Source organism: Ruminococcus sp. (assembly GCF_024691275.1).
Lineage (GTDB): Bacteria > Bacillota > Clostridia > Oscillospirales > Ruminococcaceae > Ruminococcus.
Map to the genome: position 1 here is coordinate 77,858 of NZ_JAILNU010000009.1, position 15,644 is coordinate 93,501.

The 15,644-nt window shown below is 46.2% G+C and carries 16 protein-coding genes; 9 read left to right on the forward strand and 7 right to left on the reverse strand.

All coding sequences use genetic code 11. The features are described from left to right. Window positions 1–9: 9 nt before the first annotated feature. Genes K6G33_RS01410 through K6G33_RS01430 form a run of 5 tightly spaced genes read right to left on the reverse strand, consistent with a single transcriptional unit; the run spans window position 10 to window position 4,244 of the window. Window positions 10–354 carry a hypothetical protein gene (locus tag K6G33_RS01410; RefSeq protein WP_296775437.1) on the reverse strand — a complete coding sequence of 115 codons (345 nt, stop codon included), beginning with the start codon at window positions 352–354 and terminating at the stop codon, window positions 10–12. Further along, window positions 351–1,433, reverse strand: a complete 1,083-nt coding sequence (gene mnmA, locus K6G33_RS01415; protein WP_296775469.1) for a tRNA 2-thiouridine(34) synthase MnmA — start codon at window positions 1,431–1,433, stop codon at window positions 351–353. Before mnmA ends, K6G33_RS01410 begins: the two co-directional genes overlap by 4 nt. 27 nt (window positions 1,434–1,460) lie before the next feature. Beyond that, entirely contained in the window at window positions 1,461–2,117 is a 657-nt protein-coding gene (locus tag K6G33_RS01420) for an HAD family phosphatase (protein WP_296775439.1), read from the reverse strand. A gap of 25 nt (window positions 2,118–2,142) precedes the next feature. Beyond that, entirely contained in the window at window positions 2,143–3,045 is a 903-nt protein-coding gene (locus tag K6G33_RS01425; RefSeq protein ID WP_296775441.1) for a C39 family peptidase, read from the reverse strand. Between the two features lie 5 nt (window positions 3,046–3,050). Beyond that, window positions 3,051–4,244 (reverse strand): nucleotidyltransferase, encoded by a 1,194-nt coding sequence (locus K6G33_RS01430; protein ID WP_296775443.1) that lies wholly within the window; start codon window positions 4,242–4,244, stop codon window positions 3,051–3,053. A gap of 237 nt (window positions 4,245–4,481) precedes the next feature. Between K6G33_RS01430 and K6G33_RS01435 the strand changes: the two genes are divergently transcribed. After that, the gene (locus K6G33_RS01435) at window positions 4,482–5,681 is read left to right on the forward strand and encodes an acetate/propionate family kinase (protein ID WP_296775446.1); all 1,200 of its coding nucleotides are present in this window, start codon (window positions 4,482–4,484) and stop codon (window positions 5,679–5,681) included. Between the two features lie 125 nt (window positions 5,682–5,806). Here the strand turns inward: K6G33_RS01435 and K6G33_RS01440 are convergent, their stop codons facing one another. Together K6G33_RS01440 and K6G33_RS01445 are read right to left on the reverse strand one after the other, a co-directional pair. After that, window positions 5,807–6,634 carry a helix-turn-helix domain-containing protein gene (locus K6G33_RS01440; protein WP_296775449.1) on the reverse strand — a complete coding sequence of 276 codons (828 nt, stop codon included), beginning with the start codon at window positions 6,632–6,634 and terminating at the stop codon, window positions 5,807–5,809. Between the two features lie 154 nt (window positions 6,635–6,788). Next, the gene (locus K6G33_RS01445; RefSeq protein ID WP_296775450.1) at window positions 6,789–7,628 is read right to left on the reverse strand and encodes a DUF3737 family protein; all 840 of its coding nucleotides are present in this window, start codon (window positions 7,626–7,628) and stop codon (window positions 6,789–6,791) included. A 301-nt stretch (window positions 7,629–7,929) separates the two neighbouring features. Between K6G33_RS01445 and K6G33_RS01450 the strand changes: the two genes are divergently transcribed. From K6G33_RS01450 to K6G33_RS01485, 8 genes are all read left to right on the forward strand, one after another. After that, on the forward strand, window positions 7,930–8,766 hold the full coding sequence (locus K6G33_RS01450) for a pyridoxamine kinase (protein WP_296775453.1): 837 nt from the start codon (window positions 7,930–7,932) through the stop codon (window positions 8,764–8,766). A gap of 122 nt (window positions 8,767–8,888) precedes the next feature. Next, complete coding sequence (locus tag K6G33_RS01455) at window positions 8,889–9,662, forward strand: SigB/SigF/SigG family RNA polymerase sigma factor (RefSeq protein WP_296775455.1); 774 nt, start codon at window positions 8,889–8,891, stop codon at window positions 9,660–9,662. Between the two features lie 113 nt (window positions 9,663–9,775). Next, the gene (locus tag K6G33_RS01460; protein ID WP_296775457.1) at window positions 9,776–11,086 is read left to right on the forward strand and encodes an ABC transporter substrate-binding protein; all 1,311 of its coding nucleotides are present in this window, start codon (window positions 9,776–9,778) and stop codon (window positions 11,084–11,086) included. Then, entirely contained in the window at window positions 11,083–11,961 is an 879-nt protein-coding gene (locus K6G33_RS01465) for a carbohydrate ABC transporter permease (RefSeq protein WP_296775459.1), read from the forward strand. The genes K6G33_RS01460 and K6G33_RS01465 overlap by 4 nt, the downstream gene beginning before the upstream one ends. Then, window positions 11,958–12,785, forward strand: a complete 828-nt coding sequence (locus K6G33_RS01470) for a carbohydrate ABC transporter permease (RefSeq protein WP_296775461.1) — start codon at window positions 11,958–11,960, stop codon at window positions 12,783–12,785. Before K6G33_RS01465 ends, K6G33_RS01470 begins: the two co-directional genes overlap by 4 nt. Further along, window positions 12,782–13,903 carry a glycoside hydrolase family 88 protein gene (locus K6G33_RS01475; protein WP_296775463.1) on the forward strand — a complete coding sequence of 374 codons (1,122 nt, stop codon included), beginning with the start codon at window positions 12,782–12,784 and terminating at the stop codon, window positions 13,901–13,903. The genes K6G33_RS01470 and K6G33_RS01475 overlap by 4 nt, the downstream gene beginning before the upstream one ends. 124 nt (window positions 13,904–14,027) lie before the next feature. Beyond that, a complete protein-coding gene (locus K6G33_RS01480) occupies window positions 14,028–14,459 on the forward strand; it encodes an NfeD family protein (protein ID WP_296775464.1) in 432 nt (143 codons plus the stop codon). Window positions 14,460–14,501: 42 nt separating this feature from the next. After that, on the forward strand, window positions 14,502–15,476 hold the full coding sequence (locus tag K6G33_RS01485; protein WP_367270447.1) for an SPFH domain-containing protein: 975 nt from the start codon (window positions 14,502–14,504) through the stop codon (window positions 15,474–15,476). Window positions 15,477–15,644 lie beyond the last annotated feature (168 nt).

The window sequence follows — 15,644 nt, forward strand, 5'->3', positions numbered from 1 at the left end:
ATTATATCCTTATTTCCCGGTATATGTACTTATAACTTCTATTTTGCCGATAATGTAGCTATTGAATACTTCAAGTTCCTCAGCCGGTATCCACAATTCCTGATGATAGCTCCTGCCGACTGACTGTATTTCAAACCTTGAAACATATTCATCGTCAACTTCAAATCTTGTAACATAGCCTTTTTGATCCGATGTTGAGTTCACGTTCCATTTTTCCGCTATTTCAGATGCATATTTCTCATTCAGAACAGGATAGAATATAGGCTGTTCAGGTAAACGGGGAGGAAATTTTCTATATCCGCTGTTTTTGATAAGTTCAAGCTCAGCTGTTCCGACAGGTCTGTACAGTATCATATTATGGTACCTCCGCCGACAACGATATCGCCGTCGTAGAGAACTACCGCCTGACCGCTTGTTACCGCCCTCTGCGGTTCATCGAACTCCACCATGTACTCGCCGTTTCCGATGTACGAAACTACCGCAGGCTGCTCCTTCTGACTGTAGCGGGTCTTTGCAGTCACGCGCATGGGAGCTTCAAGCGTTTCAACGGAGATAAGATTGAAGTCATCGGCAATCAGGCTCTTTGTGTACAGGTCGGATTCAAGACCCAGCGTTACCGTATTGGCTTCGATGTCCTTCTTTACAACATATGCGGGGTGACCGAGAGCTATTCCCAGACCCTTGCGCTGACCTATCGTGTAGTTTATGATGCCCTTGTGCTCGCCGAGAACTTTTCCGTCCATATCAACAAAGCTGCCGCAGGGTGTACCGCAGCCCGTAAATCTGCGTATAAATGCAGCATAGTCACCGTCAGGCACAAAACAAATGTCCTGACTGTCGGGCTTGTTGGAGTTTACCAGTCCTGCCTGCTCCGCAAGCTGACGCACCTGTGTTTTTTCAAGCTCACCAATAGGAAAAAGCGTATGCGCGAGCTGCTCCTGAGTAAGTGCATAAAGCACGTATGTCTGATCTTTACTGCGGTCTTTGGGACGTTTCAGCAGGTATCGTCCGCTCTTTTCATCGTACTCGTTCACCGCATAATGTCCTGTTGCGATGTAGTCGTATCCCAACTCCAGCGCTCTGCGCAGCATCTTGTCGAACTTAACATGGCGGTTGCACTCTATACACGGATTTGGAGTACGTCCGCAAAGATAGCTGTCCGCAAAATTTTTCATAACGTGCTCGCGGAAGTTATCCTTGAAGTTGAAAACGAGGTGCTCAAAACCGAGACGGTAAGCCACGCTCCTTGCGTCCTCAACATCGGAAAGCGCACAGCAGGTCTTGCCCTCCTTTTTGGCTTCCGATATATCTTCGTCAGAGAAAAGCTTTAAAGTTACGCCCATTACCTCGTATCCTTTATCACGAAGCAGCATTGCCGCAACAGAGCTGTCAACTCCGCCGCTCATGCCCACCATTACTTTTTTCATCTGTATGCTCCTTTGAAAACAGCATGGGCGAACTCAGTTCGCCCTGAATATATTTATTATTTCATCAAGTGATCTCACGTAAAAGTCGGAAAGCTCCTTTATGCGTCCGCTGTCTGCTTCGGCAACGGGGTCGTACACTCCACACACGGGAAAGCCTGCTGCCTTTGCGGTTTCGATGCAATGAAGCGAATCCTCCACAACAAGCGTTTCGGAAGGAAGTGCTCCGAGACGCTCTGCTCCGCCTACAAAGATATCTGGAAAGTTCTTGCCGCTCGGATACTCAACGTCCGTAAGCAGGAACCTGAACCTGTCATACACTCCGCAGCGTTTCAGCGCCGCTTCTGCGAGTCCCTTGTATGTAGCGGTAGCGATGCCGTAAGGTATGCCGATACTGTCAAGGAAGTCCAGAATTTCAACGGCGTGAGGCTTCAGCGGTATCTGATCCTCATAGCGCTGCCGAACCATGTCCTCTATGCGCCAAATGACGTATTCCTTGGTGCAGCTCAGCCCGAAGCGGTCGATGAAATACTGCGACGACTCGTCCACGGTCATCTTCTTTACAACGTCCGACACCTCGGGAGGCGGGTCGCTTATACCGTTTTCCATGAGGAATTCGCGGTCGATGCTGCTCCATACCGTCATGGAGTCGAGCAGCGTTCCGTCAAGATCAAAAATCACGCCTTTTATCAAATCATTTCTGTCCTTCCGCGTTTATTTACTGTTCAACCGCTGCCTGACGCTCTGCTTTATTGCGGCTCAGCACGGGAGACTGAGGCTTGTCCTCACGGGGAACGAACTTTCCCTTTGTCTGTGAATCGCCGCATATCAGCACTGCCTGCTTGCCCATGAGGTCGTACACCTCCGTGAACCTCTGCATATCACAGTTGATATTTCCCGAAAGCGGATCGGCAATACATACAGTATTCTGGTCGATGTCGTAACCGTATACCACTACGCAGTGCTGGAAATCGTTGAACCACATCTCCTCACCGTCATAGGTTGTCCATACATAATTTGCAGCTGTTTCTATGAGGTCGATGGTACTCCAGACAATGACTGGTCTGCCCTGTGCGACCTGATAGAGCACTTCTTTCAGGGATATTCCCGTAAGGTCAAGTGCATAGCACGGAGACTGTATCGACTCAAAGTAATCGTCAGCAGTCTGCACGATCACGGGAGCGCTGCAGCCGAAACCCTCCTCCACCTTTGGGTCGCCTATGTATGCTTCACGCATAGTATATATGCCATTATTGTCCATTGGCATGAATTCGTCGGAAAGCGTCACCTTGTCGATATCGAAACCAAGGTAGTTCAAGTCCTCGCAGAGCGCTGTGACCTCGCAGCCCGTAGGCAGCTCGGGTCTCTGCATAACTGCATTGAAGTTCTCGATAATATACCTGTTGGGGAAAGATTCACCTTCCTTGATGCTGATATCAAGTTCAAACACATCGTCCGACAGCTCTTTTGCGATCTTATTTCCTGCCATTTCCTTGATTTTCGAGTATGAATAGCTTATCGAACTGTCATTCTCAACAAGTCTGACTCTTGTGCCGCACGATGTAAGTACAGCCAGTGAAACGGCTGCATAAGCCGTTTTGCGTAAAAGATCGCCCTTCATCCGTTCTACTCCATATCTATCATTATTTTTGCTCTGTAATCCTTCTGTGCAGATGTAACGGTCTCAAGTGCAAGACCGTAAATATCTGACGCCCGTATTTCAAGCTCTGCAAATCGCTCGGCTGCACTGCCCAGCTGCGAGAGCTTGGCAATAGACGAAGCAAACGGTATTTTTGTTGAATCCTTAGCTCGTGCCAGTATCTCCCTGCCACGTTCGTTGAAAGCAAGTATCCTGCCATAGGACGGAAGTTTCTTCATATCCTCCTTGGTTATTCCTATCAGCAGCGAAAGCATTATCCGCCTGATCCTTGCCATGGTGTATCTCTTGGTCTTGACCGTGAACAGCAGCTCATCAAGCGAGCCCGCCATTCTTGCTCCGTAGATCCTGTGTTCAAGTCCCTGTCCCACATCATATATCTGCGATATCTCCTCAACCGAGCTGCTCCTCAGTTTATAGAGTATCACACGCTCAAGACGACTGAGTGAAGCTATCTCGCCTCTCGATATGGCGGACTTTATCGCCTCAGCCCACTCAGCTGTCGTAAATTCGTTTACATTTGCTCTTTTCTCTATCCTTTCACGGATATACGACGCGCTTGCAAAACCGTTCTCGGTCCTGCCGCTGTCATGTTCCGCGCTGACGCGCTTTACCGTAAACGGCTCTATTGAAGAACCGAATCTTTTCAGTGCCCTCAGATACTCTATTGCCAGAAGATTGTTCGGCTCGGAGATTATGGACGCTGCTTCAGGGTCGATGCCGTTCACGACTGAACTCAATGCGCGGGGATATGTGTATCCCTTCTCCATAATGCCCTTTATCTCGTCCGCATGAGACATTGCTGTCACACCAACTGTCTCCATTGCTTTCTGAAGCTTCTGAGTGTCCCCACACTCGCTCCCGAATGAAAGCTCATCAACTGCGCCGAGGGCGTTAAGAAGGTAGACTGCGCCCGATGCGAAGTTTTCGGCTGACGAAAGGCAATACTGCACAGGCAGCTCTATCACGAGGTCTGCACCCGAACGCACCGCAAGACGAGCTCTTTCGAGCTTGTCCATGACAGCTGTATCGCCGCGCTGAACAAAGCTTCCGCTCATTACGGCGACGATATGGGTAGCACCGTTTTTCCTCGTTTCTCTGATGTGATAGAGATGACCGTTATGGAAGGGATTATATTCACATATGATACCGCTGACTTTCATTTTACTACCTCTTTTCATAAATTTCAATGATTTTTTCAGATTTTTCATTATGTTCACATTTTAATCCGTGTTTTTCATTCTCTTTTGTTGTATTTGTAACAGTCAACAGCAGGCTTTCAACTGCATATCAACGAAAAACATTACAGACGTATGCCTAAATTTGAAAAAAGACTTGCAATTTTCAAAAAATAGTATATAATAATATATGCAAAATTATTTTTGAAAGGAATTGTATGTATGATAATCTTAGTTGTTAATGCAGGAAGCTCTTCCCTTAAATATCAGCTCATCGACATGAGCGATGAAAGCGTTATCGCAAAGGGCAACTGCGACCGTATCGGTATCGACGGTCATATCAACCACAAAACCGCTGACGGCAGAGTTCTCGATGAGGACTGCGCTTTCCCGACACACACAGAAGCTTTCATGAAGCTCGTCGAGGCTCTCACTTCAGGTGATGCAAAGGTCATCGACAGCATGGACGCTATCTCCGCTGTTGGACACAGAATAGTACAGGGTGCTGATGTTTTCGACAAGTCAGTTCTCGTTACAGATGAAGTTATTGATAAAATAGATGAGCTCCGTGAGCTTGCTCCTGTTCATAACCACGCTCATGCTCTCGCTCTCAGAGCCTGCAAGAGCGTTATCCCCGCAAACGTTCCTCAGGTAGTTGTATTCGATACAGCTTTCCATCAGACAATGCCTCCGAAGGCTTTCATGTTCGGTCTTCCATACGAGGACTACGAGAAGCTCCACGTAAGAAAGTACGGCTTCCACGGTACATCTCACAGATTCGTTTCCAAGGCTCTTGCTGATGCTATGGGCAAGGACGTTAAGGATCTCAAGATCATCTCATGTCACCTCGGCAACGGTTCTTCCATCACAGCTGTAGACGGCGGAAAGTCTGTAGATACATCTATGGGATTCACTCCTCTTGACGGCGTTGTTATGGGCACAAGAACAGGTTCTGTTGATCCGTCTGCTGTAACATTCGTTGCTGACAAGCACGGCTTCACACCTTCACAGATGAGCGAATACATGAACAAGAAGTCAGGTTTCCTCGGAGTTTCAGGCGTTGGTTCTGATAACCGCGACATTCAGGAAGCTGCTAACAACGGCAACGAGAGAGCTCAGCTCGTTTCTGATATGCTCACATACGAGATCCAGAAGTACATCGGTGCATACACAGCTGCTATGAACGGCGTTGACGCTATCCTCTTCACAGGCGGTATCGGTGAGAACTCATGGGAAGTAAGAGAAGCTGCCTGCAAGAACATGGATTACTTCGGAATCAAGATCGACGAAGAGCTCAACCGCTCTATCAGAGGCAAGCTCACAAAGATCTCTACACCTGATTCAAAGATCGAAGTATGGATCGTTCCTACAAATGAAGAGCTCCTTATCGCAAGAGATACACTCGCTCTCATTTCTAAGTAATTATAACATATAATTATTAAAATAGCAACAGACGCATGGTAAACTTTCTGTTATGAACGCTTACAATGTGAAAATTGCAGTATTCTTAACGGCAAAAACCTGCACTGAAAAGTGCAGGTTTTCTTTTATTCACCATAGAAATCAACTTTATCGCCGCTCTGAGACTGCTGCAATGTGTCATGCAGGCTCTTGAACAGCTCATCATATCTGAAGGGCCTTGTTTTGTACTTTATCGCACCGACTCTGAATGCTACCGGTATCTCAGTCCCCTCAAAAACTATCGGCACTCCATTCTGCGCGATCACCTTCTCCACAAAGTTCTCGACTTCACACGGATCGCTGAGACCAGTTATGACCGCAAATTCATCGCCGCCTATCCTGAAAGCTGCCATATCGTCAGATGCAGCCTCATCAAGTCTCCTGAACGCCTCAAGAAGCACCGCATCTCTTGCTTTCATGCCGAAATTATCGTTTATAGGCAGGAGATTCCTGACATCAAAGCATAATACATATGTATCAGACTTTGAACGCAGAAAATCATATAATTCGGTAATATCAACTTTTCTTCCCATATATTTTCCTCCTGTACATCTGCTATCTGCTATAAAACGCGGAAAAAGTCCTGAATTTCTCCATTTTTCCCTGAATTTTGATGGTGGTACTTCCCACATTTTAGCAAATGCTCTCGTAAAGACTTCGGGGGAATTATACTGATACATGAAGGCTATCTCAGTTATGCTCTTCTCGCCGTTTAACAGCTCTTTAGCATTGTTGGCAAGTCTGCGGCGCGATATGTACTCTTTTATGCTCGTATGCGAGCAGCAGCGCCATATCTTCTGCAATGCAGAAAGCGAGCAATAACACGCATCAGCTATTTCCTGCTGAGTTATTTCCTCGCACAGCCGCTGTTCGATATATTCAAGCGCGTCTGCAAATATACAGAAATTCTTCATGCATCTTCTCTCCCTTCACACTCATCTGTCCGGACAGGAAGTCTTCCCTCTGTATCTATAATATCATATTTGCGCAGAAATGTCTTGACTTTTTGAGCAAATTTAAAGAGCGCTCACATAGAACGCTCTTTTTTCCGATCATTTTGCTGCGGAATTATTCTCCGCAGATTATCTTTGTCCTCGATACGTCAACATTCTCGATCTCAAGTATGGTCTCGCCGATAGAGTCTGCCTTGATAAGTCCGCCCGCAGGATTCTTTACACTGTCGATATTGCCGATTATCTCGGCATTTACATTTGAATACTCAAAGGCAAGGTCTGTATTCGGGAGCGTACATTTCTTCAGCACAAGATTCTTCACAAAGCACATTCCCTGATGACTTTCAATGGTACAGTTCACAAATGTGATATTGCGCGAATTCCAGCCCAGACACTCACTGGTTATCTTTGAATCGTACACGACTATATTCTCACAGTTCCAGAAAGCATCCCTTGACGTTATGACAGAACCGCGGAGAGTAAGGTTTCTTGCACTTTCAAAGGCAAAATCACCTTTGAGATCAAGCGCGGTGATCTCCATACCGTCACTGTCCATGCAAAAATACTCCCCCATGACCTTAACATTGCTGAGGCGGATATTCTGACATTTCCAGAAGGAATCGTCACCGTTTGTGAAAGTTACGTTTCTGAGGCTTACCCCGTGACAGCGGCGAAAGCATTTGGGCGCATTTATGGTAGTATCGTTCACGGTCACTTCCGAAGCATACCATACTGCTGCGACACCGTTTTCGCTTATCTCAGAATCAGTGAGCTTTATCCTCTCGCTGTACCACAGCGGATACATACCGTTAAATCTGCTTTTTTCGATCTCGATATATCTGCTGTGCTTTAGCGGAGATTCACCATTTTCAAAAACAGTGTTCACGATCCTCAGTCCGCTGGTCTGAAATAGCGACCTTTCCCCCGTCAGGTGCTCGTTAAGTATTTCTTTCATCATCTCACTCCTCATCATAGTTTTTTCTTATTATAACATATTTTTGTGAATAATGCAATATGTACAAAAAAAATATTTTTGTGAATTTGTTTATAGTAAAAAGTATAGGTTCAGGCAGGTGTTAAGGTATTATTACAGCTGCAAATTATAAATCATTTGCCGACACATCAGCTTAAAAGTAAAATATTAGCGTGAAAATTCCGCTCTCATGCCCCTGCTGCACAGTATAATTTGTATTGACAAAGCAACTTGATTGCGGTATAATCGGTAGTGATGATTAATTACTGAAAGAATGATGTACATGAAAAAAATCGTTTCCATACAGGATATTTCCTGTTTTGGCAAATGCTCTCTCACTGTGGCACTGCCTATTATCTCAGCCATGGGCATTGAAACTGCCGTAATACCTACAGCTGTGCTCTCAACTCATACTGGCGAAGGCTTTAAGAATTACACCTTCCGCGACCTTACAAGTGATATCCCTGCTATAGCCGAACACTGGAAAACTATGGATCTCCGATTTGATGCGCTCTATACAGGTTATCTCGGATCACAGGAACAGGTGGAGATCGTTTCACGCTTCTTCGATGACTTCGGCAGAAATGACAACTTCATAATCGTTGACCCCGTCCTCGGCGATGCAGGCAGGCTCTATGCCGGCTTCACCCCGTCTTTCGTTGCGGAAATGCGCAGGCTATGCTCAAAAGCGGACTTTATCATGCCAAATATGACAGAAGTCGCATTCCTGCTCGATATCCCATATACCGAGACCTATGATGAAGCTTATGTAAAAGATGTGCTGAAAAAGCTCGCCGCTCTCGGTTGCAGGACTCCCGTCATCACGGGTGTGCATTACGATGACAAAAAACAAGGAGCTGCCGCTTATGATTCAGCAGCCGATAAATTCTACTTCTCTTTCGACAATAACGTGAACTATCGTTTTCACGGTACAGGCGACATCTTTTCAAGCGTTTTCACGGGAGCCTGTGCTCTCGGGAAGGATATCCAGCAGTGTCTCGATATCGCAGTGCGTTTCACCCTTGACTGCATCGAAGCTACTGTCCCGCATCTTGAAGAAACATGGTACGGCAGCTGCTTTGAGCTATGTCTCGGCAAACTCATAGACTACGTAAAATAATTTGATACTTTAACGGACAGCAGCTCGGGCTGCTGTTTTTTTGCCATTTTTTTCCGGTGATTACTTCCCGCCGCAGCGGCAATAATATCCTCATAACCTGTTATCACGGGAGGATATTATTTATGGCATATAACAAAGTCGTAATCGCAGGCATCAATACAGCGGAACTCACTGTTCTCAAGGAAGATGAGAAAATTGCACTGCTGAAGGAAATACGCAAAACAGGCAGCAAACAAGCCCGCGACAAACTCATAAACGGCAATCTCAGGCTGGTGCTGAGCGTAATACAGCGCTTTGCGGGACGCGGAGAGGATATCGACGACCTCTTCCAGATAGGCGTGATCGGTCTTATAAAAGCTATCAATAATTTCGACCTCACAAAAGAGGTGCGCTTTTCAACTTACTGTGTTCCAATGATAAGCGGTGAGCTGCGGCGCTATCTCAGGGATTCGAGCCATGTAAAGGTGAGCCGCTCCCTGCGCGACCTTGCTTACAAGGCTATACAGTCAAAAGAACGCCTTACCATAAAAATGCAGCGAGAACCCCAGATCGAAGAAATAGCTGAGGATATTGGCGAAAAACGCGCAGATGTCGTAATAGCTCTCGAAAGCATCAGCGACCCTGTTTCTCTGTATGAGCCTGTGTATTCCGACTCGGAGGATAATCTGTTTATTATGGATCAGATAAGCGATATGAACGACGTTGAAAGCCGCATGGACGAACTTACTATACGTGACGCTATACGCGGTCTCGGCGACCGCGAAAGGAATATCCTGTATCTCCGTTTTTTCCGCGGTAAAACGCAGGTAGAGGTCGCCAATGAGATCGGCATCTCTCAGGCACAGGTGTCCCGTCTTGAAAAAAGTGCTATCAGCAGGATAAAAAGCAGTATCTGACAAAAAGCTCTCATAAGAGAGCTTTTTTGTTGCTTTTTGCTATTTTTGTATTGATTTTTAACAGATAATGATGTATAATTACATTACATCATTTATATAGAGGAGCTGAGAGTATGAAAAAGCTTTTCTTAATGACCACGATCCTCTGCTGCACGATCTCGCTCTCTGCCTGCGGGAATAAAAAAAGCAGCTCTGTTACTGCCCCCGACGGCAAACTCGACAAGTGCTCACTGCGCTTTTCGTGGTGGGGCGGAGATGACAGACACGATGCTACTTTGAAAGCTATAGAGCTTTGGAGCAAAAAGTACCCCGAGATATCAATCGTCCCCGAGTACGGCGGCTGGGACGGCTGGACCGAAAAAGTCGCATCTCAGGTCAACAGCAGCACAGAGCCCGATATCATGCAGATAAACTATGACTGGCTCGTAACGCTGTCTCCCGACGGAAAAAGTTTCTATGACCTCGGAACGCTGGGAGCTTTCCTTGACCTTTCTGCTTTTGACAGCAATGTGCTCGGTTTCGGCAAAGTCAGCGGCATACTTAATGCAGTGACAGTTTCTGTCAGCGGAAGATGCCTTTTCTATAACTCTGATGTATTCCGTTCCCTCGGTGTCGGTTATCCCGAAACATGGAACGAACTCATCGCTCTCGGCAATACTTTCGGCTCTGAGGGCATCTATCCTATCGACCTCGATATCCAGTCAGGCAGCACTGCATGGTATCTCGCTGTTGTCTATGTACAGCAAAAAACAGGCAGACAATTCATATCCCCCGACGGAAGTCTCGGCTTCTCCGAAGACGATATCAAAACCGCTCTCGACTTCTACAAAGAGCTTGAAGAAAATCATGTGATACGCTCCGTGAGAGCTCGTACAGACGAGGACGGCAATGCGGCTTTGTATCAGTCGTCTGAATTTATCAGCGGAAATGTCGCAGGCGTTCTCGAATGGGGAAGCGCCGTCGGAAAGTACGAATCTGTCCTGCCGGACGGAGTACTTGAAACAGGTCCGCTGCTTGCAGACGAGGACGGCAATAACAGCGGCTGGATGATAAAACCGTCTATCATGTATGCCGTTTCAAGTCATACAAAATATCCTGACGAAGCCGCTGCCTTTCTCAATTTCATGCTCAACGATGAGGAATGTGCAGAAATACTCGGCACTACACGCGGCATTCCTGCTTCACATTACACAGAAGCTGCTCTCGAAAAAAGCGGCAGCCTAAACGGTCTCGCAAAGGAGTCCAGCGATATACTCAATGCTGCGGATACCTTTACTATAAGCCCGTATATGGAACTTCCGCGAATGAAATCGTTCTACAATGCTGCGATCGAATCTGTTTCATACGGCACTGCCGATACAGCCGATGCTGCAAAACTTATGTACGGCTCTGTCAGCGAGTACCTGGAGAATATCAGAAAATGAAAAAGAATTCATACCGAAATCCCGTCGGAGTAAGCAGAGCCACGGGACTTGTACTCATATCACCTTTCATTGTCGGAGCCTTCCTGTTTATAGTCTACCCTTTCGTTTCGTCGTTCATTACAGGATTCGCAAGCAGCCGCGATCACTCGGTATTATCTGCATTCCGCAGTATGCTCGGCAATGACGATCTTGGAAAAGCCATTGGCATTACTCTGAAGTATGCCGCTCTGCTCGTCCCGATGAAACTGATAATTTCACTGCTTGTGGCTCTGCTGCTGAATGTCGAGCTGAAAGGCATCGGTTTCTTCCGCACTGTCTTCTACATACCGTCCATACTCGGTGCGAACCTTGCTGTTATCATTATGTGGAAGTACCTTTTTACAACCGGCGGACTTGTTAATCAGCTTCTGGGAACGGTCGGGATTTCTCCTGTAAGCTGGTACGGCGATCCCGATTCTTCGCTCTTTATCATCGTGCTTCTGAGACTTTGGGAATTCGGCTCTACTATGGTGATTTTTCTCGCTGCTCTGCGGGATATACCGAAAGAGCTTTACGACGCAGCAAAGGTAGACGGCTGCGGGAATATAAGGGCATTCTTCTCAATAACCCTCCCCCAGCTGAAAAGCGTTATCTTCTTAAACCTTATACTTCAGATCATCGCTGCAATGCAGGAATTCAATGCTCCGTATATACTTACAAACGGAGGTCCCCTCAGCAGCACCAGAACAGTTGGTATGCTGATTTACGACGAAATGTTCAGATACGGCGATGAAAGCATGGCAAATGCTATTTCATGGCTGCTCTTTGTGCTTATCGCAGCAGTTGTATATGTAATGTACAAGCTCACCGCTAAAATGAGGGAGGAGCAAAGATGAAAAAGCTCCTTTTTTACATTCTGCTTGCGGTCATCGGAACGATCATGCTCTATCCGCTTCTGTGGCTGCTGGGAGCTTCCTTCAAGTCCGATGAGGAGATATTCTCTTCATTGTGTTTCATGCCGAGGGAGCTGGACACGGAAGTATACAAAAATGCATGGAAGACCGTAACACCGTACTCAATGGGACATTATTTTATGAATACCTTCATGATCATTATTCCCAAAACTGCCTTCGCAGTCCTGTCCTCTGTCCTCGTTGCATACGGATTTGCAAGATTCGATTTCCCATTGAAAAAGTTCTTCTTCTCGCTGCTGATATGCGGTATGTTCATGCCGTCCATCGTCACTGTCATGCCGCTGTATAAGCTCTGGAACTTTCTCGGGCTTATCGACACATATATACCGCTGACGCTTCCCGCACTCTTTGCAAGCGAGGGGATCTTCGTCTTCATACTTATACAGTTTTTCAGGAATATCCCGCGTGAATTCGATGAAGCTGCAAGGATCGACGGCTGCGGTACTCTAAAGACTTTATTCTTCGTTCTTGTCCCCTGCATCAGACCTGCTGTCATATCAATCGCGGTCTTCTCTTTTCTGTGGACTATGAACGACTTTCTCAATCCGCTGATAATAATCAATTCAGTGGAAAAGTACCCTGTCTCACTTGCTCTGCGCCTGTCAGCAGACAGCACAGGTCAGGGATACGAACAGCGTAAGATAATTGCGATGTCTGTGATAGGACTGATACCGTCCGTCGCCGTCTTCGCCATTGCTCAGAAAAAATTTGTAAGCGGTATAACCGCAGGAGGTCTCTCAGGATGAACAGATCCGAGTCTATAATCAATAAATATATCGACAACCTCATTCTTCAATCAGACCCGCTCGCACCCAAATGGAACATGGAGAACATTTTATACAACAAAGCTCCCAAATGGAACTATGTTGATAACTGCATGATAACTGCCCTGCTCATGCTTTATGACCTCGACAACGATCCGAGACTTCTCGATTACTCCATAAAATTCACCAACGCCTATGTTAAAAAGGACGGCAGCATACCGACTATGAACTGCGCCGACTATAACCTCGATAACATCAACGGTGCTAAAAACCTCATGAAGCTTTGGAAGCTCACAGGTGAGGAACGCTATCGCTTCGGCTTTGAAAAGATCTGGAAGGAACAGCTTATCCGACACCCTAGACTCAGCTGCGGAAGCTTCTGGCACAAAGCCATATACCCCGAACAGATATGGATAGACGGCGTATATATGGTACTCCCCTTTATGGCAGAATACGGCAAGCTTTACAATACACGCGGAGTCATCGAGGACGTAAAAAGGCAGTTCTTCGACGTAAGAAAGATCACACGCGACCCTAAAACGGGTCTGTACTACCACGGCTACGATGATACCAGCACTATGTGCTGGGCGGACAAGATAACAGGTCTTTCTCCCGAATTCTGGCTTCGTTCAAACGGCTGGCTGTGTGCAGCTCTCGCCGATGTGTGCGAGATACTGCCTAATGCCGATCTTTGCAGTAATAACCTCAGCGAGCTGCTCCATGATATCACAAAATACTGCGATGACGAAGGTATGCTCCTTCAGCTGCCGATACATAAGGATATGAAGGGCAATTACCCTGAAACAAGCGGTTCTCTGCTGTATGCATATTCAGCTTTGAAAGCTGCAAGACTCGGAGTGTGCGGCGATGATATACGTCAGGCAGGTCTGCGCACTTTCAGCACCGTCACTGAAAAATTCATCGACAATACCAAAGATGTGCCTGTCCTCAGAAATATCTGCCTCGTCGGAGGCCTCGGCGGAGAAAATCACCGCAACGGCTCTGCGGAATACTACCTGAGCGAAAAAGTCGTTGAAAATGACGCAAAGGGCATTGCTCCCTATATCATGGCGTATACAGAAGTTAAAAAAATCATATGATTATACTCTGCGAATAAAAAATATTACCATTTTGTTTCTAAACCTACTTGAAAAATTCACACTTTGGTGATATAATAATATTCGTAGGGATTACTACAAATTTTTGTGAAAGGGGGATCTTGCCTTGAACGTACTGATATGGGCAATTGCTGTAGTTGCTTTTGTTATTGCGGAAGTCGCCACTGTTCAGCTCGTTTCCATCTGGCTTGCAGCAGGTGCTTTTGTAACAATGATAGTATCGTATTTCTATGACATTCCTGCGATACTTCAGCTGGGAATATTCATTATTTCCTCAACTGTCTTCCTGTTACTAAGCTTCCCGATGCTCAGAAGCTGGAGAAACAACAAATTCGTTGCTACTAATTCCGAGCTCGACGTTGGAAAACACGCCACAGTAATAGAGACCATCAGCAGCAAAAAAGGCACAGGAAGAGTCACTTTAAACGGGGTCAATTGGAGTGCTGTTCCTGAAAATGAAAGCGAAACGATACCTGAAGGTACTATCGTTATCGTCGTAAAGGTCATGGGCGCTAAATTAATCGTAAAGCCCGAATGATCTTAGACTATTGTATATTTAACGTTTTGGAGGTATTTACAAATGGACATAGGCGGATTTATTATTTTATTTGTTATCATTGCTCTTCTGATACTTATCATAAGATGCTTCAGAATCGTTCCACAGGCTCACGTTTTCGTTATTGAGCGTCTCGGTTCATTCCATGCTGAATGGGAGACAGGACTTCACGTTCTTGTTCCTTTCATTGACAGCATTGCAGGCAAGGTATCACTCAAGGAAAAAGTAGTTGATTTCAAGCCACAGCCTGTTATCACAAAGGATAATGTTACTATGCAGATAGATACTGTCGTATTCTATAAGGTCACTGACGCAAAGCAGTATATCTACGGCGTTGAAAGACCTCTCGCTGCTATTGAGAATCTTTCTGCTACAACTCTCCGTAACATCATCGGTGAGCTGGAACTCGACTCAACTCTCACTTCCCGTGACACAATCAATACAAACATCACTGCTATCCTCGACCAGGCTACAGACCGCTGGGGAATCAAGGTTGAGCGTGTAGAGCTCAAGAATATCATTCCTCCCCGTGAGATCCAGGACGCTATGGAAAAGCAGATGAAGGCTGAGCGTGAGCGCCGTGAGAAGATCCTTCAGGCTGAAGGTGACAAGAAGTCTCAGATCCTCGTTGCAGAAGGTGAAAAGGAATCACAGATCCTTCGCGCACAGGCTAAGAAAGAAGCTCAGATCCTCGAAGCTGAGGCTCAGAAGCAGGCAATGGTCCTCAGAGCTGACGCTGTAAGAGAACAGAAGATACTTGAGGCTACCGGTGAAGCAAAAGCTATCGAAATGGTACAGGAAGCTCTCGCAGAAAGCCTTATCAAGCTGAATAACGCTAATCCTAACGAAAGAGTTATCCAGCTCAAGGCTCTCGAATCCTTCGCTAAGGCTGCTGACGGCAAGGCTACAAAGATCATTATCCCAAGTGAGATACAGGGTATGGCAGGTCTTGCATCAGGTCTTAAAGCTCTCGTTGAGAAGGAAACACCCGAACAGTAAAAATATCATGAAAGGCTCCCGAACGGGAGCCTTTCAGCCTGTCCACAAAGCCCCTCTGCGAGCAACGCAGAGGGGCTAATTACACAGAATATCAGGCAAAAACAAGATCAGAACACAAAAATGGGATATATACAGTATAAAACAACGAAGGCTGACGATCCTTTCTGA

Coding starts and splice junctions, on each gene's coding strand:
- K6G33_RS01410 (WP_296775437.1), bottom strand. CDS start 354: ATGATACTGTACAGACCTGTCGGAACAGCTGAGCTTGAACTTATCAAA.
- K6G33_RS01425 (WP_296775441.1), bottom strand. CDS start 3,045: ATGAAGGGCGATCTTTTACGCAAAACGGCTTATGCAGCCGTTTCACTG.
- K6G33_RS01430 (WP_296775443.1), bottom strand. CDS start 4,244: ATGAAAGTCAGCGGTATCATATGTGAATATAATCCCTTCCATAACGGT.
- K6G33_RS01435 (WP_296775446.1), top strand. CDS start 4,482: ATGATAATCTTAGTTGTTAATGCAGGAAGCTCTTCCCTTAAATATCAG.
- K6G33_RS01440 (WP_296775449.1), bottom strand. CDS start 6,634: ATGAAGAATTTCTGTATATTTGCAGACGCGCTTGAATATATCGAACAG.
- K6G33_RS01445 (WP_296775450.1), bottom strand. CDS start 7,628: ATGAAAGAAATACTTAACGAGCACCTGACGGGGGAAAGGTCGCTATTT.
- K6G33_RS01450 (WP_296775453.1), top strand. CDS start 7,930: ATGAAAAAAATCGTTTCCATACAGGATATTTCCTGTTTTGGCAAATGC.
- K6G33_RS01455 (WP_296775455.1), top strand. CDS start 8,889: ATGGCATATAACAAAGTCGTAATCGCAGGCATCAATACAGCGGAACTC.
- K6G33_RS01460 (WP_296775457.1), top strand. CDS start 9,776: ATGAAAAAGCTTTTCTTAATGACCACGATCCTCTGCTGCACGATCTCG.
- K6G33_RS01465 (WP_296775459.1), top strand. CDS start 11,083: ATGAAAAAGAATTCATACCGAAATCCCGTCGGAGTAAGCAGAGCCACG.
- K6G33_RS01470 (WP_296775461.1), top strand. CDS start 11,958: ATGAAAAAGCTCCTTTTTTACATTCTGCTTGCGGTCATCGGAACGATC.
- K6G33_RS01475 (WP_296775463.1), top strand. CDS start 12,782: ATGAACAGATCCGAGTCTATAATCAATAAATATATCGACAACCTCATT.
- K6G33_RS01485 (WP_367270447.1), top strand. CDS start 14,502: ATGGACATAGGCGGATTTATTATTTTATTTGTTATCATTGCTCTTCTG.